22 protein-coding genes, 1 tRNA gene and 1 pseudogene are annotated in these 19,720 nt (G+C 73.7%); 15 read left to right on the top strand and 9 right to left on the bottom strand.

Translation table 11 applies throughout. The features are described from left to right. The first annotated feature begins 2 nt into the window (after positions 1-2). The 8 genes from OG764_RS14130 (at position 3) to OG764_RS14095 (ending at position 6,656) form a co-directional block, all read left to right on the top strand. A complete protein-coding gene (locus OG764_RS14130) occupies positions 3-941 on the top strand; it encodes a type II secretion system F family protein (protein WP_328968779.1) in 939 nt (312 codons plus the stop codon). Positions 942-970: 29 nt separating this feature from the next. Beyond that, positions 971-1,861, top strand: a complete 891-nt coding sequence (locus OG764_RS14125; RefSeq protein WP_328973000.1) for a DUF5936 domain-containing protein — start codon at positions 971-973, stop codon at positions 1,859-1,861. Positions 1,862-2,118: 257 nt separating this feature from the next. After that, complete coding sequence (locus OG764_RS14120) at positions 2,119-3,534, top strand: sensor histidine kinase (protein WP_443055928.1); 1,416 nt, start codon at positions 2,119-2,121, stop codon at positions 3,532-3,534. Positions 3,535-3,552: 18 nt separating this feature from the next. Next, the gene (locus tag OG764_RS14115; RefSeq protein WP_328968778.1) at positions 3,553-4,398 is read left to right on the top strand and encodes a response regulator transcription factor; all 846 of its coding nucleotides are present in this window, start codon (positions 3,553-3,555) and stop codon (positions 4,396-4,398) included. Positions 4,399-4,514: 116 nt separating this feature from the next. Next, positions 4,515-4,739, top strand: coding sequence for a hypothetical protein (locus OG764_RS14110; RefSeq protein ID WP_328968777.1), 225 nt, complete (start codon positions 4,515-4,517; stop codon positions 4,737-4,739). Beyond that, positions 4,739-5,392, top strand: coding sequence for a pilus assembly protein TadG-related protein (locus OG764_RS14105; protein ID WP_328968776.1), 654 nt, complete (start codon positions 4,739-4,741; stop codon positions 5,390-5,392). The genes OG764_RS14110 and OG764_RS14105 overlap by 1 nt, the downstream gene beginning before the upstream one ends. A gap of 30 nt (positions 5,393-5,422) precedes the next feature. After that, on the top strand, positions 5,423-6,019 hold the full coding sequence (locus OG764_RS14100; protein ID WP_328968775.1) for a hypothetical protein: 597 nt from the start codon (positions 5,423-5,425) through the stop codon (positions 6,017-6,019). A gap of 4 nt (positions 6,020-6,023) precedes the next feature. Beyond that, positions 6,024-6,656, top strand: a complete 633-nt coding sequence (locus tag OG764_RS14095) for an OmpA family protein (RefSeq protein WP_328968774.1) — start codon at positions 6,024-6,026, stop codon at positions 6,654-6,656. 92 nt (positions 6,657-6,748) lie between these two features. Here OG764_RS14095 and OG764_RS14090 read toward each other — a convergent pair whose 3' ends face one another. Further along, complete coding sequence (locus tag OG764_RS14090; protein ID WP_328972999.1) at positions 6,749-7,327, bottom strand: TetR/AcrR family transcriptional regulator; 579 nt, start codon at positions 7,325-7,327, stop codon at positions 6,749-6,751. A 158-nt stretch (positions 7,328-7,485) separates the two neighbouring features. Here OG764_RS14090 and OG764_RS14085 point away from each other — a divergent pair, with 158 nt between their 5' ends. From OG764_RS14085 to OG764_RS14075, 3 genes and pseudogenes are all read left to right on the top strand, one after another. Beyond that, a complete protein-coding gene (locus OG764_RS14085) occupies positions 7,486-7,905 on the top strand; it encodes a nuclear transport factor 2 family protein (protein ID WP_328968773.1) in 420 nt (139 codons plus the stop codon). Positions 7,906-8,045: 140 nt separating this feature from the next. Continuing rightward, positions 8,046-8,348, top strand: a pseudogene (locus tag OG764_RS14080) (alpha/beta fold hydrolase); the annotation flags it as partial. A 190-nt stretch (positions 8,349-8,538) separates the two neighbouring features. Then, a complete protein-coding gene (locus OG764_RS14075) occupies positions 8,539-8,895 on the top strand; it encodes a hypothetical protein (protein WP_328968772.1) in 357 nt (118 codons plus the stop codon). Positions 8,896-8,983: 88 nt separating this feature from the next. On the opposite strand, the gene OG764_RS14070 is transcribed toward OG764_RS14075, so the two are convergent. The 4 genes from OG764_RS14070 to OG764_RS14055 form a co-directional block, all read right to left on the bottom strand. Continuing rightward, positions 8,984-11,137 (bottom strand): bifunctional polysaccharide deacetylase/glycosyltransferase family 2 protein, encoded by a 2,154-nt coding sequence (locus OG764_RS14070; protein WP_328968771.1) that lies wholly within the window; start codon positions 11,135-11,137, stop codon positions 8,984-8,986. A gap of 459 nt (positions 11,138-11,596) precedes the next feature. Beyond that, a complete protein-coding gene (locus OG764_RS14065; protein WP_328968770.1) occupies positions 11,597-12,154 on the bottom strand; it encodes a hypothetical protein in 558 nt (185 codons plus the stop codon). A gap of 534 nt (positions 12,155-12,688) precedes the next feature. Continuing rightward, positions 12,689-13,681, bottom strand: coding sequence for a hypothetical protein (locus OG764_RS14060; protein ID WP_328968769.1), 993 nt, complete (start codon positions 13,679-13,681; stop codon positions 12,689-12,691). Continuing rightward, positions 13,678-14,520 (bottom strand): RNA polymerase sigma factor, encoded by an 843-nt coding sequence (locus OG764_RS14055; protein ID WP_328968768.1) that lies wholly within the window; start codon positions 14,518-14,520, stop codon positions 13,678-13,680. Before OG764_RS14055 ends, OG764_RS14060 begins: the two co-directional genes overlap by 4 nt. 289 nt (positions 14,521-14,809) lie before the next feature. Here OG764_RS14055 and OG764_RS14050 point away from each other — a divergent pair, with 289 nt between their 5' ends. Beyond that, positions 14,810-15,688, top strand: a complete 879-nt coding sequence (locus tag OG764_RS14050) for a S1 family peptidase (protein ID WP_328968767.1) — start codon at positions 14,810-14,812, stop codon at positions 15,686-15,688. Between the two features lie 59 nt (positions 15,689-15,747). On the opposite strand, the gene OG764_RS14045 is transcribed toward OG764_RS14050, so the two are convergent. Beyond that, a tRNA-Trp gene (locus OG764_RS14045) sits at positions 15,748-15,824 on the bottom strand. Positions 15,825-15,895: 71 nt separating this feature from the next. Between OG764_RS14045 and OG764_RS14040 the strand changes: the two genes are divergently transcribed. Further along, complete coding sequence (locus tag OG764_RS14040; protein ID WP_328968766.1) at positions 15,896-16,477, top strand: hypothetical protein; 582 nt, start codon at positions 15,896-15,898, stop codon at positions 16,475-16,477. A gap of 123 nt (positions 16,478-16,600) precedes the next feature. On the opposite strand, the gene OG764_RS14035 is transcribed toward OG764_RS14040, so the two are convergent. Next, the gene (locus tag OG764_RS14035; protein WP_328968765.1) at positions 16,601-17,467 is read right to left on the bottom strand and encodes a hypothetical protein; all 867 of its coding nucleotides are present in this window, start codon (positions 17,465-17,467) and stop codon (positions 16,601-16,603) included. A 128-nt stretch (positions 17,468-17,595) separates the two neighbouring features. Further along, a complete protein-coding gene (locus OG764_RS14030) occupies positions 17,596-17,967 on the bottom strand; it encodes a hypothetical protein (RefSeq protein ID WP_328968764.1) in 372 nt (123 codons plus the stop codon). Between the two features lie 222 nt (positions 17,968-18,189). Between OG764_RS14030 and OG764_RS14025 the strand changes: the two genes are divergently transcribed. After that, on the top strand, positions 18,190-18,750 hold the full coding sequence (locus OG764_RS14025) for a hypothetical protein (RefSeq protein WP_328968763.1): 561 nt from the start codon (positions 18,190-18,192) through the stop codon (positions 18,748-18,750). A 299-nt stretch (positions 18,751-19,049) separates the two neighbouring features. Then, positions 19,050-19,376 (top strand): hypothetical protein, encoded by a 327-nt coding sequence (locus OG764_RS14020; RefSeq protein WP_328968762.1) that lies wholly within the window; start codon positions 19,050-19,052, stop codon positions 19,374-19,376. A gap of 13 nt (positions 19,377-19,389) precedes the next feature. Here OG764_RS14020 and OG764_RS14015 read toward each other — a convergent pair whose 3' ends face one another. After that, positions 19,390-19,683, bottom strand: coding sequence for a hypothetical protein (locus OG764_RS14015; protein ID WP_328968761.1), 294 nt, complete (start codon positions 19,681-19,683; stop codon positions 19,390-19,392). Positions 19,684-19,720 lie beyond the last annotated feature (37 nt).

The following is a 19,720-nucleotide window of genomic DNA, read 5'->3' as shown; positions in this document are numbered from 1 at the left end:
CCATGAACAACCTGGTGCTCCTCACGCTGGGAGCCACCCTCCTCGGGTGCCTCCTCGTGGTCCTGGGCGTGCACGCGTACGCGAAGGGCAGGGCCGAGCGCGCGGCCCTGATCGACCGGCTCTCGGCCGTCCCCCAGACCGAGCCCGCGGGCCGCCGGCGCCGCTTCCCCGAGCTCGACCGCCGGCTGCGCCGGACCCGGCTGGGCCGCCGCATCGAGCTGAAACTCGCCGCGACCGGCCTGGACATCACCCCCGGCGAGTACTTCGTCGCGATCCTCGCCGGGCTCGCCGGTCTCTGGCTGGTCGCCGCCTCCCTCCTCGCGTCCTTCTTCGGCCCGGTCGCGGCCCTGATCGGCCTGTGGGCCGCCAACGCCTTCCTGAACTGGCAGCGGGCCAAACGGACCGAGAAATTCATCAACCAGCTCCCCGAGCTGTCCCGGATCCTCGCCAACGCCACCCAGGCCGGCCTGGCCCTGCGCACGGCCATCGGCCTGGCCGCGGAGGAACTGGAGGCCCCCGCCGGCGAGGAACTCGCCCGGGTCTCCCACAGCCTCGCCGTCGGCCACTCCGTCGACGACGCCCTCACCGAACTCACCGAACGCCTGCCGTCGCGCGAGCTCGTCGTCCTCGTCACCACCCTGGTGCTCTCCAACCGGGCCGGCGGCGCCATCGTCGGCTCCCTGCGCAACCTCACCGTCACCCTGGAACAGCGCAAGGAGACCCGGCGCGAGGTCAAGACCCAGCTGTCCCAGGTGACGGTGACGGCGTACGCGATCCCGGTGATCGGCGTCGGCTCGCTCCTGATGGTGGACGCCGTCCTGCCGGGCGCCCTCGACCGGATGACCGGGGCCTTCATCGGCCAGACCGCCGTCATCGTCGCCATCGGCCTCTACACCCTCGGCTTCGCCCTGATCCGCCGCCTGTCCAAGATCGACGTCTGAGGGGGGACGATCCGACCGTGACCGGTTCCATGACCGCCCTGCTGCTCGCCCTGGCCGTGGGCCTGTGCGTCTTCGGCGCCTTCCACGGCGTCCGGATGTACCGCGCCGACACCAAACTGCCGTCCGACCTCGCCCTCGCCCTGGAGATCGGCGCCACCCGCACCACCGCCGTCGGTTCGCTCGTCGACCGCACGGGCATCCGCTGGGCGCCGGCCGTCCTGCGCCTGATGGGCCCCAAACGGGTCGCGAGGAAGCGCAAGCAGATCGACATGGCCGGCAACCCGCACGGCCTCACCCTCGACCGGTACGCGGCCCGGCGCGCCGTCTACGGCTTCCTCGGCGCGCTCGGCGCGCTCTCCATGCTCATGCGCGGCCAACTGGTCCTGGCCCTGTTGATGGTGGCCTTCGGCCTGTTCTGGATCGAGGTGGGCCTGTGGTCCGCGATCCGGGTCCGCCGCGACCACATCGAGCGGACCCTGCCCGACTTCCTCGACGTACTCGCCGTGGTCGTCAGCGCCGGACTCGGCTTCCGGCAGGCACTGGAGCGGGTGGCCGACAAGTACGAGGGCCCCTGGGCCGACGAACTCCGCATCACCCTCCGTCAGATGGACATGGGCGTAAGCCGCCGCCAGGCCTTCGACGAACTGCGCCGCCGCAACGACTCCGAGCAGGTCGCCCAGTTCGTCACCGCCCTCCAGCAGGGCGAAGAACTCGGCTCCCCGATCGTCGACACGCTCATCCAGATCGCCGACGACATGCGCCGCACCGACGCCCAGAACGCCCGCCGCCGCGCCGCCCGCGCCGTCCCCAAAGCCACCTTCGCCGTCACCACCTTCATGCTCCCCGGCACCCTCATCCTCCTCGTCTGCGGCTTCGTCTACGGCACCAACGTGGACTTCGACTCCTTCACGACGGGATGAGCACGACCGTGACACATCCAGCCCCACCGGGAGATCCGGCCCCACGGACGCCCGAGGTGCCGAATCCAGCCTCGCCGGCCGTTGAGGCGACTCCGCCTGCAGCGCCGGCGCCCGAGGTGCCGGATCCAGCCTCGCCGGCGTTTGAGGCGCGGGGTCCGGGGCGGAGCCCCAGGGGCGCAGCCCCGCCCCCCGCCCTGGCCCTCCAGCTCAACGCCCTCCAGGCCCTGTGCCGCCTGGCCTTCGGCTTCAGACTCGCGATGATCGCCCTCGGCACCCCCTTCGCCCTGGGCCGCACGGCCCCCGGCCCCGCCAGCTGGCTCGTCGGCGGCGCCGTCCTCGTCACCTTCATGGGCTCGTACGTCCTCTTCCGCGACTGGGACCGCTTCGGCCGCTACCTGCTCCGGCACCCCTGGGTGCTCGCCGTCGACATGTTCTTCAGCACGCTCCTGCTGGTCACGGCCACCCCCGAGTCCCCGCTCGGCTTCCTCTGCGTCTGCACCCCGCTGCTCGCGGGCCTGGTCTACGGCTGGCGCGGCTCCGCCGTGTACGCGGCCTTCCAGGCGCTGATCGTCGTGGCCGTGTACGCCGCCGAAGCCCACCGGCGGACCGGATCCACGGCGGGATCCGGGGCCGGGTCCCGGACCGGGGTCGAGGCCGGGGTCGAGGCCGGGGTGGAGGCGGGAACCGGCACGGGAGTGATGGGCGCGGTCATGCTGCCCTGCCTCTGCCTGATCGCCGGCGCGGCCGGCGTGTGCCTGCGCAACCTGATGTTCCGCTTCGGCGCGGCCGGCCAGGCCCTCACCGAGACCCGCGCCCGCCTCGCGGTCGCCGAGGCCGTGCACGGCGAACGCGCCCGCCTCGCCCGCGACATGCACGACTCCGTCGCCAAGACCCTGCACGGCCTCGCGCTGGCCGCCGAAGGCCTCGCCGCCTCCGCCGGCCGCACCGACCCGGATGACCTGCGCGAACAGGCGGAGCTGGTGGCCCGGGCCGCGCGCCGCGCCGCCGCCGAATCCCGCGAACTCCTGGCGGACCTCCGCCGCGACCTCGACGCCCCGGAAGTCGACCTGACCCCCGAACTGATGCTCCGTATCGGAGATTTCACCCGGCGCACCGCCCTCCCCGCGGACTTCGTGTCGCTGGGCGAGGCGCCCCTGCCGCCCGTTCCGCAGGCGGTGGCCCGCCAGCTGCTCACCATCACCGAAGAGGCCCTGGAGAACGCCCACCGGCACGCCGGGGCCACCCGCGTGAGCGTCGGCGCGGGGATCGCGGACGACCGGCTGCGCATCACCATCCGGGACGACGGCTGCGGCCTGCCTCCCGGCACCACCCTCGAATCCCTGCGCCGGACCGGCCACTTCGGCCTGGTCGGCATGTCGGAACGCGCCGCCGCGATAGGAGCCGCCCTCCACATCACCGCCGCCGGCCCGCTGGCCTCCCGTACGCAGGCCGCCCGTATCTCTCCTGTGCGTACGCCGTCCGCCCGGACCTCTTCCGCGGGTACGCCGGCCGCGCGTACTCAGGCCGTCGGTACCTCGCGTACTGGCACCTCGTCCGCCCGTACCTCGCGTACTGGCACCTCGTCCGCCCGTACGGCGGCCCCCGGCACGGAAATCACCCTCGACCTGCCCCTGGCCGCGCTCCCCGCCCACCGACGTTCGTCCCTCTCCTGACGGAAGGAGGCCGCACTCATGCCGGCTGCGGCATTCCCCGACCACCGGGCCCCCCGCCCCCCGCTCCGCCTGCTGATCGTCGACGACAACCTGGTCGTACGGGCGGGCCTGAGCGCCCTCCTCGGCGGCCGGCCCGACATGGTGGTGGCCGCCGAGGCCGCCGACGGCCAAGAGGCGCTGCGACTGGCCGCCGCCGTCCGGCCCGACGTGGTGCTCCTCGACGTCCGGATGCCCGGCATCGACGGCATCGCGGCGCTGCCGCACCTCGCCCGGATCGCGCCCGTCGTGATGTTGACGTACAGCCGCGAGGACGAGATCGTTCGCGAAGCACTGCGCCGGGGCGCCGGGGGCTACCTCGTGCACGGCGAGTTCACCGCCGAAGAACTGGTCACGGCGGTCCGCGACGCCAAGGAGGGCCGTGCCCACCTGACCCCCTCGGCGGCCACGGCGCTCCTGCACCACGTCCGCACGACGGCCCGGCCCGAGCAGTGGCTCCCTGACGGGCTCGGGGGTCTGGGCGGCGGTGTTGGCGGAGGTGCTGGCGAAGGTGTCCGCCGCCCCGGCGGCCCACTCTCCGGGATTCCGCGCCAAACCCCTTCGCAACCGCAACGCTTTGTGGCACAGTCTTCTGAGCAGATGCGCAACCACGTGGGATTCGGGCTGAGTTCGCGGGAGGTGGAGGTCATGGATCTGATCGCAACCGGAATGAGCAATCAGCAGATCGCCGACACCTGCTTCATCAGCCAGAAGACGGTCAAGAACCACATCAACCGCATCTTCGCCAAGCTCCACAGCGCCACCCGCAGCGAAGCCATAGCGACCTGGCTCGGCACGGCCCACCGCGAGGTGACCAGCCATGCCTGACCCCCGCCGCCCCCGCGGTTGGGCCCCCCATTGGGCCCACGGACCCTCGGCCCCCCACCCCCCACAGCCCTACCGTGCTCCGGTCGACAGCGACACCCGACCTGGAGGAGTACCCCATGCTCAAGGCGACTGTGCGCGTGAACGGCTGGGCAAACACGGCCGTATCGGCAATCCAGCGCCGCTACGCGGCCTCCTCAAAGGACCGAGGCCAGACGGCCTTCGAATACTTGGGGATCATCCTGGTGGTGGTGGCGATCATCGGGGCGATCGTGGCTACGGGGATCGGCGGGGCGATCAGTTCGAGGATCAGCGGTTTGGTCGATTCGATCACTGCGGGCTAGTGGGCGCCCGCTTCCGCGGCGACCGAGGGCAGGCTTTCCCCATCTACATGTGGATGGTGGTGAGCCTGCTCTTTGTTGCGCTCGCGTTCTTCGCGGTCGGCCAGGCCGGAGCGGCGCGCAACAACGCCCAGGGCGCCGCGGACGCGGCCGCACTTGCGGGTGCGCAGCACATGCGGGACACCGCTCCCTGGGACGACCTCGCAGACCTCACCTGGGAGGACTGGGAGGACATCCTCGATGGACGCGGCCTCAAGACGGCTGGCGCGTGTGAGGCGGCCGACGCCTTCGCCTCCCATAACCGAGCCGCGGTCCAGGAATGCGATCCCGCGCTCGCCGAAGTGTGGGTGCGGGTGCAGAACAACAATGGCGTGGGCGAATCGGTCGTTCCGGGAGTGAGTTCCACCAGGGCCACGGCCACCGCGACCGCGGAGATCAAACCGAGATGCCATCTCGGTCCGAAGCCGGACGACCCGCCTGATCCGCCGGACCCGGGAGATCCTCCGGGGCCGGGCGATGAAGACCCTGAGGAAGACGCCCCCCTGCCTCCCTTCGACATCGAGTGCGCAGGCGAGACCGTGCGCTTCGACCCGCTTCACCCGGGCCTGTGGAAGGACCTGGCGCGCAACCTCTTCGCCGTGCAACTGGTCGACTGACAGCCTGTTTTCGAGACAAGGAAAGCATTGATGAGCATTCGGTCCACTACGAAGGCCCGACAGGGAGTGCTGGCAGTCGTCATGGCGGCCGCGCTGGCCGTCGCTGTGACCGGCTGTGGTGATGGTGAAGGCAGGAAGTCCGAGTCGCAGACATCGCCTCAGAAGACTTCGTCAAAGCAGCCTGTGGAAAATAAGCCGTCGGCGGAGGGTGTGAGTGAGGAGCCTGACGTTGTTCTGGCCGAGGTGAAGGGTGATGGTGGAGTCGTCCTCAAGATCACCGGCGCCAAGCGCGATGGCGGTGGGTTCGTGACGGTCAGTGGGGCCATCAGGAACGAGAGCGATCTCGCTCGAAATACGGCAGCGTGGGCGGGCAGCGAACCGGCGATCTCCCGGTTCAGCCCAAACTCGGTTGCGGGGGCGACACTTGTGGACAAGGTCGGCAAGAAGCGCTATTACGTGCTGCGTGACACGGACGGACGGTGCTTGTGCAGCACCCGTCTGGTCGCACTTCAGCCCGGCAAGGAAATCGGCGTCTTCATGCAGTTCCCGGCCCCCCCTGAGGGAACGAACGAGGTCGACTTCACGCTCCCCACCTTCGCCACCGCCACCATCCAGATCTCGGGATGACGCCATGACCGAGACGCCCCCACGCCTGGTCGCCGTCACCGTCGCCGCCGTACTCCTGATCGCCGGCGCGAACGTGCTCGGCGCGACCGCGGCCCGTGCCGACGACAATCCGAGCGTTCCCCCCGGCACCGAGCCGTCCGCCTCCGCACCCGTGGAGATCGACTCCAACTCGCCCGGGCTCAAGCTCCCGCAGGGTGCCACCCTCGCCGCGCCCAAGGTGCTCGACATCGCGCAGGTCGTCGAGGACCTCGGCGGTGAGGAGCGCCGGCAGGACACCAACGAGACGGTGATGCTCGCGCTCCAGGCCGAGGTCCTGTTCCCCAAGAACAGCGCCACGCTCAACGCGCAGGCGAACTCCCGTATCCGGGCCATCGCCGCCGAGATCAACAACGCGAAGGCGACGAAGGTCCGGGTGTTCGGTTTCACCGACAACCTCGGCACGTACGAGCACGGCAAGGTGCTGTCCAAGCAGCGCGCCGACGCCGTGCAGCGCGAACTGGCCAAGACGCTCAGCCCGGGCATCACCTTCGACATCCGCGGCTACAGCGAGGACTACCCGATCGCCGACAACGGCACCGAGGAAGGCCGCACCAAGAACCGCCGCGTCGAGATCTCCTTCCCCCGCGGCGCCCAGTAGGCCCGGACCGTCCCGAGGTGCGCCGTACGGCCCCACCCGCCTGCGCGGGCGGGGCCGGCTGCGGCTTGCATGCAAGATCCGGAAGTGACGGCCTACGGTCCGGCCGTCAGCAGGGCTTTGGCCAGGGCGCGGGCGTGGTGGGCGGGGGCGGTCGGGTGTGCGCCGCCCGGGGTGAGGGAGGCGACGACCGTCGCGCCCTCGACGAGGATCAGGAGCCGGTCGGCCAGGTCCGCCGCGTCTGCGCCGTCGGCGGCGCCCGCCGCCACCTCGCCGAGCAGCGCCCGCAGGGCCGCCTTGTGCTGCCGGATGGTGGCGAGTACCGGTTCCGGGGAGGCCTCGCCCAGTTCTCCGTACGTGTTGAGGAATGCGCAGCCGCGGAAGTCCGGCTGCGCGAACCAGTCCGCCAGCCAGTCGAAGACCGCCGCGACCCGTTCGCGCGGCTCCGCGACCGCCTCCACGTGGGTGCGCAGGCTCGCGGTCCAGCGGGCGTCCCGGCGTTCCAGGTATGCGGCGACCAGCGTCTCCTTCGCGGGGAAGAGGCGGTAGAGCCGCTTCAGGGGGACCTGGGACTCGGCCCGGATGCGGTCCATGCCGACCGCCTGCACCCCGTGTGCGTAGAAGAGGGCCTCCGCCGCGTCCAGGAGTCGGGTGCGGGCATCGTCGTCGTCCATGGCAGCCATGGACCCATTATGGCTTGCTAGGAGAACGCTCGTTCTCCTAGGGTGGGGGAGCAGGGTGAGAACGGTCGTTCTCGCCCTCCTGTAGCTCGCTCTCACTTGCTCTGGTTTGCCCACCCGCGCCCCGTCTCTGCCGCACCTGGAGATCAGTCATGACGACTCGCCCGCCCCTGCCGCCGTTCACCGAGGAGAGCGCCCGCGCCAAGGTCCAGGCCGCCGAGGACGCCTGGAACTCCCGCGACCCCGAGCGCGTCGCCCTCGCGTACACGGAGGACTCCGTCTGGCGCAACCGCGACCGCTTCCTCGCCGGCCGCGACGAGATCCGCGCGTTCCTCGCCGAGAAGTGGGAGCGCGAGCTCGACTACCGCCTGCGCAAGGAGCTGTGGGCGTACACCGGCAACCGCATCTCGGTCCGTTTCGAGTACGAGTGGCACGACGCGGCCGGTCAGTGGTGGCGCAGCCACGGCAACGAGCAGTGGGAGTTCGACGCCGACGGCCTGATGCGCCGCCGCGAGGCCAGCATCAACGACATCCCCATCGACGCGTCCGCCCGCCGCCTCCGCGAGATGTAGCCCTCGCATGCCGTCCCACGGCGCGTAAACCTCGCGGCCCTCGCGGCCCTCGTGGCCTTCGCGGCGCGCGTAGGGCGCGTAGGGCCGACCCTCGTCATAGCGTGGACGAAGGCGAGGAGACGGGGGGCGAGGAGGCGTTCATGACGGAGTTCGCCAACGGGCGTGCGCAGCGTGCGCAAAGGCCTGCGGAAGGGCCCGCGACGGAATTCGTGCTCGTCTCGGGCGGGCACACGGGCGGCTGGATCTGGCGGGACGTCGCGGACCGGCTCCGGCAGCAGGGCGCCGAGGCCCACCCCGCGACCCTCACCGGCATGGGCGACCGCCGCCACCTGTCCGGGCCGGACACCCGCCTGGACACGCACGTCGAAGACCTCGTCCAGCTCATCGACCACCTGGACGCGCCCCGGGTGGTCGTCGTCGGCCACTGCTACGGCATCTTCCCCGTCCTCGGGGCCGTCGACCGGCGTCCGGAGCGGGTGGCCCGCGTCGTCGCCGTCGACGCGGGCCGGCCGGGCGACGGGGATTCGGTGGCCGGCCTGCTGCCCGGCCACCCGGCCACCGACCGGCTCCACGAGCGGATCGCGCAGGCCGAGGACGGCTGGCGGATCCCCCCCGCCGCCCGCGGACGACGCGGTGACCTGGGGCAGCCTGTCAGGGGTCGGCGACAAGGCGCTGGACCGGCTGCTCAGACTTGCCGCCCCGCAGCCGGCGGGCACGCTCACCGAGCCCCCGCGGCTGACCGGCGCGGCGACGGACGTGCCGTCGAGCGCGGTCTTCTGTACGGACAACGGGCTGAGCACCGCGCTCGTCGAAGGCCTCGTTGCCGCGGGCGAGCCGAGCGCCCGGGCGCTCACCGACCCCCGCACCTGCTACTTCGACCTGCCCACCGGCCACTGGCCGATGCTGTCCGCGCCCGAGGCCCTCACCGCCGTCCTCCTCCGCGCCGCCGCCGGCGAAGGCCACCGCCTCACCGCCCCCGCGACGCCCTGACCGGTCCCGGCACCGCTCTGCCGCCCTCGGAAGCGCGTCGTGTCCAGGGCGGCCCCGGCCCCGGCTCCGCCATCCGGCCCCGGCTCCGCTACCCCGCCCCGGCCCCGGCTCCCGCCCCGGCCCCGGCTCCCGCCCCCGCCTCCCGGCCGTCCCCGGCCGGCTGGGGTGGCAGGCTGCCGTACCGTTCCATGCGCTGCCAGCGCAGCCGCGAGCCCGCGATCGCCGTGTACACCGACTGGATCACGACGAGGTACATCAGCTGCCGGTACACGAACTGCTGGAGAGGCAGGCTCCACAGCGGGCCGGGCCGCTCCCCGTCGAGGCGGAACGCGTACAGGCCCAGCAGCAGTTGGAGCACCAGGAAGGCGGTCCACAGCCCCAGGATGCGCACCGGGTCGAGGAAGACGAGACCGTAGACGGCGAACACGTCCACGACGGGCGCCAGCAGCGGCAGCAGGACCTGGAACAGCAGCAGGTAGAGGAGTCCGCGCCGGCCCAGCTTCCCGGCCTGACCGCCCTGCACCGCCGCGCCGCGGTGCTTCCACATGGCCTGAAGGGTGCCGTAGCACCACCGGTAGCGCTGCTTCCACAGGGCGCCGAGGGAGGCCGGGGCCTCGGTCCAGGCCTTGGCGCGCTCCTCGTAGACCACCCGCCAGCCGTCCCGGCACAGGGCCATCGTGAGGTCGGTGTCCTCGGCGAGGGTGGTGTCGCTGACCCCGCCCACGCGCACCAGCGCCGCCCGCCGGAAGGCGCCCACCGCGCCCGGCACGGTGGGCATGCACTCGGCGAGGTCGAACAGCCGGCGGTCCAGGTTGAAGCCGACGACGTACTCGATGTGCTGCCAGCGGCCCAGCAGGCCGCCCCGGTTGACGACCTTGGCGTTCCCGGAGACCGCCCCGACCCCCGGGTCGGCGAACGGCTGGATGATCATCCGTACCGCGTCGGGCTCGAAGACGGTGTCCCCGTCGACCATGACCAGCAGTTCGCAGGAGGCGGCGGCGATACCGGTGTTGAGCGCGGCGGGCTTGCCCGCGTTGGCCTGCCGGATGACCCGTACGCCGGGCAGCGCGAGGGCCTCGACGAGGTCGGCGGTGCCGTCGGTGGAGCCGTCGTCCACCACGATGATCTCGACCGGGTGGTCCGAGGCCACCAGCGAGCGCACGGCCGCCTCGATACCCGCGCTCTCGTTGTACGCGGGCACGATGACGCTCACCGGCTCGGTGACGGGCGCGCCCCACGGCCCGCGGCGCCGCAGCCGTACGTGCCGACGGGCCGCCACGAACACCGCCCCCGCCCGCAGCAGGCTGATCGCGCCCGCCGCCCACAGCAGCCAGGTGAGCACGTCCAGGGCCAGATCGGTGCTGCGCAGCGCGGCGACCAGGGCCCGGCCCTGCCAGTGCTCGGCGGCCGGCGCGGCCCGCTCGGCGGCGGGCAGCGCCACGGCCTCGCCGACCGTGGCGAAGCGGAACCCGGAGGCCTTGAGCCGGGGCACGAGCACGTCGAGGGCCGCCACGGTCTGCGTGCGGTCGCCGCCCGCGTCGTGCAGGAGCGCGATCTGTCCGGCACTGCCCCGGGGGGTGGTGTTGGCGACGATCCGCGCGACCCCGGGCCGCTTCCAGTCCTCGCTGTCGAGGGTGGTCAGGACGGTCAGGTAGCCCTCGCGGCCGGCCTGCGCCACGGCGCTCCAGTCGGCGTCGGTGAGCGCGCCGTTCGAGGAGGAGTATGGGGGCCGGAGCAGCGGGGTGGTGACCCCGGTGGCCCCGACGATGGCCAGCTGGGTCTGGCGCAGCTCCAGGGAGCGCCGCCAGGCGGGAGCCTGCCCGAGGTGGGCGTGCGTGAAGGAGTGGACGCCGATCTGGTGCCCCTCCGCGACGATCCGGCGGGCCAGTCCGGGATGTTCGGCGACCCGGGTGCCGACGACGAAGAACGTGGCCTTGACCTGGTGGCGGCGCAGCACGTCGAGGATCTTCGGGGTCCAGACGGGGTCCGGGCCGTCGTCGAAGGTGAGGGCGATGGTACGGGCGGCCGGCGCGGCGGTCCGGCCGCCGGTCGCCTCGATCACCGGGCCGCCGCCCGCGACCCGCTCCGGCACACCGGCGGAGGATCCCTCCGCCGTGACGGCGCCGTCCGCCGTGCCGTCGAACATGTGCCGGGAGTAGCCCTGGATCAGGAGCCCGGCGGACAGGGTGAGGACGAGGGTGGCGAGCAGCAGCCAGTGCGTGCGCGGGGTGATGGCGCGCACGGGGGCACGGCCGGACGCCGGCCCGTCTGGCCCGTCTGCTCTGCGGCGGCGACGGCGGATGGTGAACAAGAGGGGTTCCTGCCTGCTGCGTTCTGGTGGGGGAGGGGAGGGGGGAGGGCTGATGTACGGGTAGGGGGTAGGGGGTACGGGGCCCGTACCCCCGCGGGCTTACGGGGTTGCCCGTACGGGCGGGGCCTTACGGGGCTGCCCGTACGGGGTCGGCTGAGTGCGCGGTATCCCGTACGGGCGGTCCCGTACGGGCGGTCCCGTACGGGCGGTCCCGTACGGGCGGTCCCGTACGGGAGTGACCGGGTACGGGGAGTGACGGTGCGGCGGGCTGGGGTCAGGCGGCGCACCGGCCGGGGGCCGGGCGGGGTGCGGGGGCGTACCGGCCGGGCCGTGCGGGCGTACCGGCGGAGGCCGTGCGGTGTGTGTGCCGTGTGCGGTGCGCGCTGCCGATCAGTGCTTGGGGGTGGGCTTGCGGGCCTGTCCCGGCGGGGTGGCCGGGCGGCCGTGCCGCCTGGTCGGGCTCGGGGACGGCTCCGCGGTGGGCGTGGCGGTGGCCGTGGCCGTGGCCGTGGCCGTACCGGTGGGTGACGGGGTGGGCGAGGTGCTCCCCGAGACCGTGGCCGACGGCGAGGCAGTGGTGGTGGCGGTGGCCGTGCCGGTGCCCTGGGGCGATGCAGTTGCGGAACCAGAGATTCCGGGCCGGGCGGACACGTCGGGGCCCTCGGCGGGCCGGACCTGGTCGGGGCGCGGGACCAGTCCCGGGTCCGGGGAGGAGGGCCGGTCGGTCGGATCGGCGGCGGGCTCGGCCGCCTTGAGCGCCTTGAGCGGCGGGGGCAGCGGCAGGAACGGCACGTCGAGGGTGGGCCCGCCGAGCAGGGTGCTGACGAGTACGACCAGGTAGGCGGCGGCGGGCACCACCAGCAGCCGGCCGATCCGGCGGACCGTGCGCGGGCGGCGCCCCGAGGCGTCCACGAACACCGGGCTCGCCTCGCCCGCGGCGGACGCCACCGCTCCGTGAGCGCCTGTCGGCCGGGCCTCCGGCCCATCTGTGGCGTACCCGTCCGTGGCGGACTCGCCCGTGTGCGGCTCGTCCGAAGCGGACCCGCTCGTGGCGGAACCGCCCACGCCCGGCGCCCCGCCACCGGGCGCCTCCCCACCTGGTGCCTCCCCGCCCGATGCCTTCACGCCCGGTGCTTTCAGGACCGGTGTCTTCGCGTCCGGTTCCTTCATGGCCGATGCGCGGGCGGGCGACGGATGCGGGTGCGACCCGTCAGCGGGGGTCGCGGCTTTCGACGACGCGCCCGGGTCCGAAGGGACTACGGGTATCGGCAGGGTGCCCGGGTCCGTGGCCGGGGCCGGGGCGGGGGGTGGCTGCATGGGTGGGAGGCCTCTGCGGTTCGGGGGTCGCGGCTGGGGAAGGCCGGACCGGGGACCAGCCCCTACATCCCCGGAGGGCCGGGGCGTACGGGCTGGACGTGTCGTGTGTGCGGTCGTACGGGCGGGCGGTGGCCGGGGATGTACGGGACATCCCCGGCCGGCCCGTCAGCGTTTCGGGCGGTGCCCCGGATCGCGGCCCGTGGCGGGCGGGCCGCCGCCCCGATCGCCCGGCGGGTCGGCCGGGTGACTGCGGGGGGTGTGCGCGGGACGGGTACTACGGGGCGCAGGGTGATCGGGTTTGGGACGGCCGGGCCCCTTGCCCTGCCCCTTGCCGTGCCCGCGGTTCCCCGGGCTCGGGTGGCCGGCCGGCGGGTGCTTGCCCGGGGTACCGGGTGAGGCCGCCGGGGTCGGCCGGCCGCTCGGCCCCGTACTCGGGCCGTCGCTCCCGGCCGGTACCTGAGCGCAGTAACCGGGCACGTCGTCCGGTCCGCCGGCGGCCGCGACGAGCGGGGCGAACCGGCGACCGTCCAGCGCCTGCGCCGCCTCGGCCCCGCTCAGCAGGGCGTACCGGCGGCAGAGTTCGGCGAGTTCGCCGGCCCCGGCCCCGGCCCCGACCAGCGGGGCGTACGTCGCGCCCGGCTCCGCCGTGGCGCCCGCGTCCGGCCCGGACGTCGCCCCGGGGCCGGAGGTTGCGGCAGGACCGGGCCGACCCGCCTCGGAGCCGAGCCCGCCGGGCAGGTGGCCGGTGCCCGCCGCGAGGGCGAAGCCGCCGAGCGTGGTGCCGACGGCGAGGGTGATCGCCGCCTTCGCGCTCAGGAGCTGCGCCAGCGCTGCCAAGGACATCGGCTGCCTCCGGGTTCCTCTCGGTACGGGTACGGGTACGGCTACGGGTGCCGCGGTGACGGCGGCCGGGCCGTGGCCGGACTCCGCAAGGGGACCGGCCGCGGGGACGGGGACGGGAACAGGGGCGAGACGAGCCGCCCGGAACGCGGCCATGGCGGCCCGCTGACCGGTCAGTTCGCCGTCCGCCGCCGGAGCGGCTGCGGCGGCGAGCAGTCCGGCAAGGGCTTCGTGGCCGTCCGCCGCGCCGACCCCGCGCCCGTCGAGCAGCTGCTCGGCCGTGTCGTGGTCGATCCGGCGGGATCGGTTGGTGCTCATCTCAAGCCCTTCAGCGTTGAGGCCTGCGTGGATGTCACTGATCCGGCGGAATTTTTTTCCGGCGGTTTCCCCCCGCCGGCATCGGAGCCCGCGTCCGAGCCCGGAGCCGTGCCGTCACCGGCGCCAGGCGCCGCGCCCGCATCCGAGCCGGTGCCCGCATCCGAGCCCGCACCCGGGCCCGTATCCGCACCCGGGCCCGTGCCTGCCCCGGCGCTCGCCCCGGCGCCGGTTCCAGGGCTCGCCCCGGCGCCAGCCGCCCCAGCGCTCGGCCCCGAGCCCGGCAGCGGGTTCTGCTCCACCAGCCGTGCCAGCTTCCGCAGGCCCCGGTGGGCGGCCATCCGCACCGCGCCGGGCCGCTTGCCGAGCACCTTCGCGGCGGTTTGCGCGTCCAGGTCCATGACCACCCGCAGCAGCACGGCCTCCGCCTGGTCCTGCGGCAGTCGCGCGATCAGGGCCAGTGCGGCGGCCGTGCCCGCTCCGGCGAGGGCCGTGCCCTCCGTGTCGTCGGCGGCGGCCCGCCCCAGCAACTCCTCCACCGGTACGCTGCCGGTCGGCCGGCGCCGCCGGGCCCTGAGCAGGTCCATCGCCCGGTTGCGGGCGATCGTCGCGGCCCAGCCGCGGAACCCGTCGAAATCCCCCTGGAACCCGCCCAGATCGCGTGCGATCTGCAACCAGGCCTCGGACGCCACGTCCTCCGCTTCCGCACCGACCAGAACCGTCAGGTAGCGGAGCAACCCCGGCTGAACTGCCCGGAAAACCCCCTCAAAAGCTCCCTCGTCGCCCTGTTGGGCGGCTATCAGCTGCGCGGACAGGTACTCCGGGGTGCGCTGTTGCGGCACCCCGGGACCGTCCGGCTCCTCCCCCGTGTCGGCCTCGCCGAACTCCTCCGCATACTGCACCCGGACATGATGCGGCATGTCCGGCGCCGTCCTCGGAGCGCACGGACCCCGCAGGCTCCGGGATCACTGCGCGGGCCTCTTGCACGGGCCCTGGCGCGCGGACATACTCCTCTCCGCAGCGCACATGTCATGAACGCGCCAATCATCGCGCCAATCAGCGCGCCGAACATGACTGCGCCTCACAGGTCCCGGCCACCCACCGGGTCCCGACGCTCCGAGGAGGAGATTCGTGAGGATCACGCGCACCGCTTCCCCCGCCCGCAAGGCCCGCGCCGCCGCGTTCGCGGCCGTCGCCACCGCACTCGTCGCGGCCACCGCACTCGCCCTGCCCACCGCCCAGGCGGCGCCCCACACCTACAGCGCGGCCCGGCTCGCCGCCGTGGACCGGGCCGTCCTGGGAGCCGACGTGGGCGGCACCGCATGGCGGGTGGACCACGCGACCGGCACCGTGGTCGTCACCGCCGACAGCACCGTCGGCGAAGCCGCCCTCGCCAGGATCCGCAAGGCCGCGGGCGCCGACGCGGGCGCCCTGCGCATCGAGCGGGCCCCGGGCACCTTCACCCGCCTCCTCGGCCCCGGCGACGCCGTCTACGGCAGCGGCTACCGCTGCTCGGTGGCGTTCAACGTCGTGAGCGGGAGCACGTACTCCTTCCTCACCGCCGGCCACTGCGGCAACGTCGTCAAGACCTGGTACACCAACTCCGCACAGAGCACCCTGGTCGGCCCCACCACCGGTTCCAGCTTCCCCGGCAACGACTACGCCCTGGTCCGCTACGCCAACACCGCCCTCAGCCACCCCGGCGGCTTCACCGCGGCCAACGCCTACGTGGGCGAACCGGTCAAGCGGAGCGGCTCCACCACCGGAACCAAGAGCGGCACCGTCACCGGGCTCGACGTGACCGTCCACTACAGCGGCGGCGGCACGGTCCGCGGCATGATCCAGACCAACGTCTGCGCCGAGCCCGGCGACTCGGGCGGCGCCCTCTACGACGGCACGAAGGCCCTCGGCATCACCTCGGGCGGCAGCGGCAACTGCTCGGTCGGCGGCACGACGTTCTACCAGCCGGTCCCGGAGGCCCTCGCCAAGTACCGCGTCTCCCTCTACTGAAACGGAACCGGCCCCCGCCGTGCGGCGGGGGCCGGTCCAGAGGTCCTGCGGTAATGCACTGGCAGGGGCGGCAGGAGTCGAACCTGCGACATCCGGTTTTGGAGACCGGCGCTCTGGCCATCTGAGCTACGCCCCTTCGGTGATCACACTCTGACATGCGTAAGGGGTCCTGTGCCAGGGGTTATCGCCCCTCGCTACGGTGGCCGCATGCATGCACATCGGGGCGGGAAGGCGGTGGCGGCCGTCGGCGCGGCGCTCGCGGCCGTGATCGCGCTCGCACTCGCGGGCTGCGCACCCGGCGACGCGTTCGGCGCCGGTGGCGGCGACGGCGGGGCGGGGTACGCGCAGGCGTACGCGGACCACGAGCCGCTGGCCGTCGTCGGCTACCCCTCCGCGGGCTCCCTGCGCATCACCCAGGAACTCCTCTGGCACCTCGCCGACGAGAACACGGACGGCCTCCAAGCGCTCGCGGCCGACGACGACGCGGATGCCGACGACGCGGATGCCGACGCCGCGAAGACGGCCGCCAACTGGATCAGGACGTTCGGCGGGAAGGCGGCACGGGGCAAGGTCACCGCCGACTTCTACGACGAAGGCTCCGAGCGCCAGGTCGTCGTCGTGTACTTCCACGACACGGCCCGGACCAAGGAGTTCGAGGTCCGCCTCGCGGGCGCGGACGGCTGGCGCGTCACGATGCGCGAGCCGGACCCGAAGGAGGCCGCCGCGCCCCCCGCCTGGGCCCCGAAGCACCCGGGCGGCCACCAGTCCCGCACCATCCCCGTCGCCTGACCCGCTGCAGCAGGTGGTCGGCCTTCCCCGCCTTGATGTCCCGAAGGCGCCGAGGTCGTGGCCTGGGACCCGGAACCGGGTGAAGTGCGCCCCCACCCCCAACCCCCAACCCCCAGCCCCGGCTCACCGCTCCAGGTGGGCCCGGGCGATCTCCCGCCACGTGGACTCCGGGCACATCCCCTGCGGCCGGTGGCTGAGGAAGTTCCCGTACGGGACCTCGCGCGGCGGCCGGCCGATCTCCAGCCAGTGGGCCTTGCCGGACTTGAAGTCCCAGCCGTCGTTCGGCATCCGGATGTGGTCCTGGCGGTAGTCCTTGTCCTGGCTGGTGATCTGCAGGACGCTCGCGTGCGTGGCGTGCGCGTGCACGATCACGCAGTAGTGCCGCAGCGTCCGGCCGGGGTCCTCGCGCAGCGGGACCTCCGCCACCCACACCTCCGCCGGGCGCGGCACGATCGCGACGGCCGGCGCGCGGCGCGGACCGGTCCGCGGCCCGATCCACGGGCCGGGGGGCGCCGCGGGCGCGTACCGGCTGCGGACCGCCTGGAAGACGACCAGCGTGACGATCCCGGCCGCGACGATCTCCACCAGCGCGGTCACGAACGAGACGAAGAAGTCGATGTCCTCGGCGCCCTCACCGGCGAGCCCGGTACGGATCTTCTCCTCCAGCAGGCCGCCGAGGAACGCCCCGCCGAACACCGCCAGCGCCGCGCCGCCGCCGAGCAGTGCGGTGTGCACGGCCAGCCGCTTCGGCTTCAGCGGGCCCCGCCCGCCGGCCATCCACGCGAGCAGGACCGCGGTGAGCAGGGAGACCAGCCACAGCACGGGGTTCAGGATGAGCGTGGGCCGCGGCCCGTCGTCCGGGGGTTTGATCAGCAGCGGCAGCACGGCCGGCAGGCCGAGCAGATACCCCGCGAAGAGGAACCCGACGAACGACAGACACCCCAGCCCGCCGCCACCCCCGCCACCCGCCCGTACCGGTCTCCCTGACACACGCCACCCCCACGATCGTGCCTTCGCGTCGCACCGACGATAGCGGCGGCCCGGGCGGGCCACCCGCGTAATGGGCACGACAGGTTACGAACCCGACTGCGCTGCAGCTCAAGGATGGTGACGAGAAGTCAGCGAAGGGTCCGGAGCGCGATCAGCGGCGAGTCGTGGGCGCCGGGGTCCGTCTCCGCCAGTCCCGCGAACCCGTTGACGAGGCTCGGCGCGGCCCCCGCCCGCCGTTCCCGTACGGCTCCGGTCAGCCCGCCCAGCACCCGGTGCCTGCCGGGGCCCTCGACCGCGTACAACAGGCCGTGCCGGGCACTCAGGATCACCGGCGGGTACGTGCCGTCACCGGAGCGTCCGCCCCGCTGCCAGATCCGGCGCCCCGAAACCCCCTCGTACGCGGCCAGCTCCCCGCCCGTGAACTGGCAGTACGTGTGCGCCCGGCCGTCGAAGAGGCAGGTACTGACCGGGGGGTGCTCGGCGGCGAGGCCGGGGAACACCCGCCGTCGGCCGGTACGCGCGTCGAGGACGTCGGGCCGCCCTGGCAGCCCGCGAGGCGAAAGGGGGCGCGGCGTAAGCCGGTGAGGCGTGGGGTCGGCGTGCGGGGCGTCAGCGCGCGGCGGCGCGCCACCGGCGGCGCTCCACCGCGGCCATCCTCAGATTCCGCTCAGAAGATCCGCATCCGGCCCCCGACCCCCACCGCCCCCGCCTAGCGTTCCCCCATGATCACCACACGCCGCTCCACCGCCACCCCCCTCCTCGCATTCGCCCTGCTCACAGCCCTCTCCGGCTGCACCTCCGGCCCGGCCGCCCCGGCCGACGCCCCCACCGCCCGCCCGGCCCGGCCCCACGCGGTCACCCCGGCAGCCCAGCCCCCGGCCCCCGCCCCGGCCGACACCGCCCGCGTCAAGCAGCTCATCGGCTTCGGCGAGTACGGCGACGCGTACGCCTTCGCGCACGGCGAAGGAGACGACGGCGACGCCGACCGGAACGTCATGGTCGGGGTGTCGGACCTGGCGCAGCCCATCGGCGACGTGGACGCGGCGTGGCAGCCCGGCCCGTACCGGTTCTCCGTGGTCTGCCTCGGCGGCGGCCGGGTCCGGGTCACGGTCGGTACCCGGCCGAAGACCGAATGGACCGCCCCCTGCAACGGCACCGTGTCCGCCCGCGAGTCCGTCACCACCCCGCGCGTCCTGGACCTGTCCCTGACCGGCGAAGCCGGAGCGACCGGCCCGGTCGGCTACCGCGCCGACCGCCTCCCCCCGACACCCCCCACCACCTGAGCCGCCTGGCCCGCCGGCCTGATTCGGGTCGGCCCGCCCCACCCGCCCGACTCGTCTGCCCCACCGACCCGGCCGGCCCGGCCCGTCCGATTCCCCCCGGCCTGCCTGCCTGACCAGCTCGGCCCACCGGCCGCCCCCCCCACGGCCCACCCGGTTCAGGCCCGGCCCGATCCGCCTGACCCGCCAGGTCCGGCCCGGCATGCCCCGCCCGCCCGGCCGGCCCGCCGCCCGACCTGCCCCGCCCGCCCCGCGGGTCTACGCTGGAAGGGAAGGGGAGCCACGACCCCGGCAGGTGTGTCATGACCAGCAACATCCACTTCGGTGACGAGATCACTCGCCACGGTGACCACACCGTCGGCGAATTCAGGCACCCCGGCCCGCCGGACCCCCAGCTCGCCGTCCGCGAACTGGCCGCCGCGGCCCTGACCATGCGCCCCGAACTCAGTTCCTCGGACCGCAAGGTCCTCGACGTCTGCCTGGACGCGATCAACCCCGACGCGGACCTGGACGCCCCTCAGGCCCAGGACGCCCTCATCCGCCTGACCGGCCTGGCCGCCATCGCCGGCCTGCACGGCACCCCCGTCCTGGAAGCCATCCACCCCCTCCAGGCCCCCGCACCCGTCTGACCCCCTCCCCACGTCAGGCCGGACCGTCCGCCACGACCCGCGGCGGGCAGGCATACGCCGCGTACACCGTCATCGCGTACACCGACGCCGCGTACACCCATGCCGCGTACACCCATGCCGCGTACACCCATGCCGCGTACACCCATGCCGCGTACACCCATGCCGCGTACACCCATGCCGCGTACACCCATGCCGCGTACACCCATGCCGCGTACACCCATGCCGCGCGCATCGACGCCGCGCGCATCGACGCCGCGCGCATCGACGCCGCGCGCATCGACGCCGCGCGCATCGACGCCGCGCGCATCGACGTCCGCGACGACGAGAAGGCCCCGCACGGTGCA

This window comes from Streptomyces sp. NBC_00239 (assembly GCF_036194065.1).
GTDB lineage: Bacteria > Actinomycetota > Actinomycetes > Streptomycetales > Streptomycetaceae > Streptomyces.
Note: the sequence above shows the minus strand (reverse complement) of the source record. Positions and strands in the feature narration are given on the sequence as shown.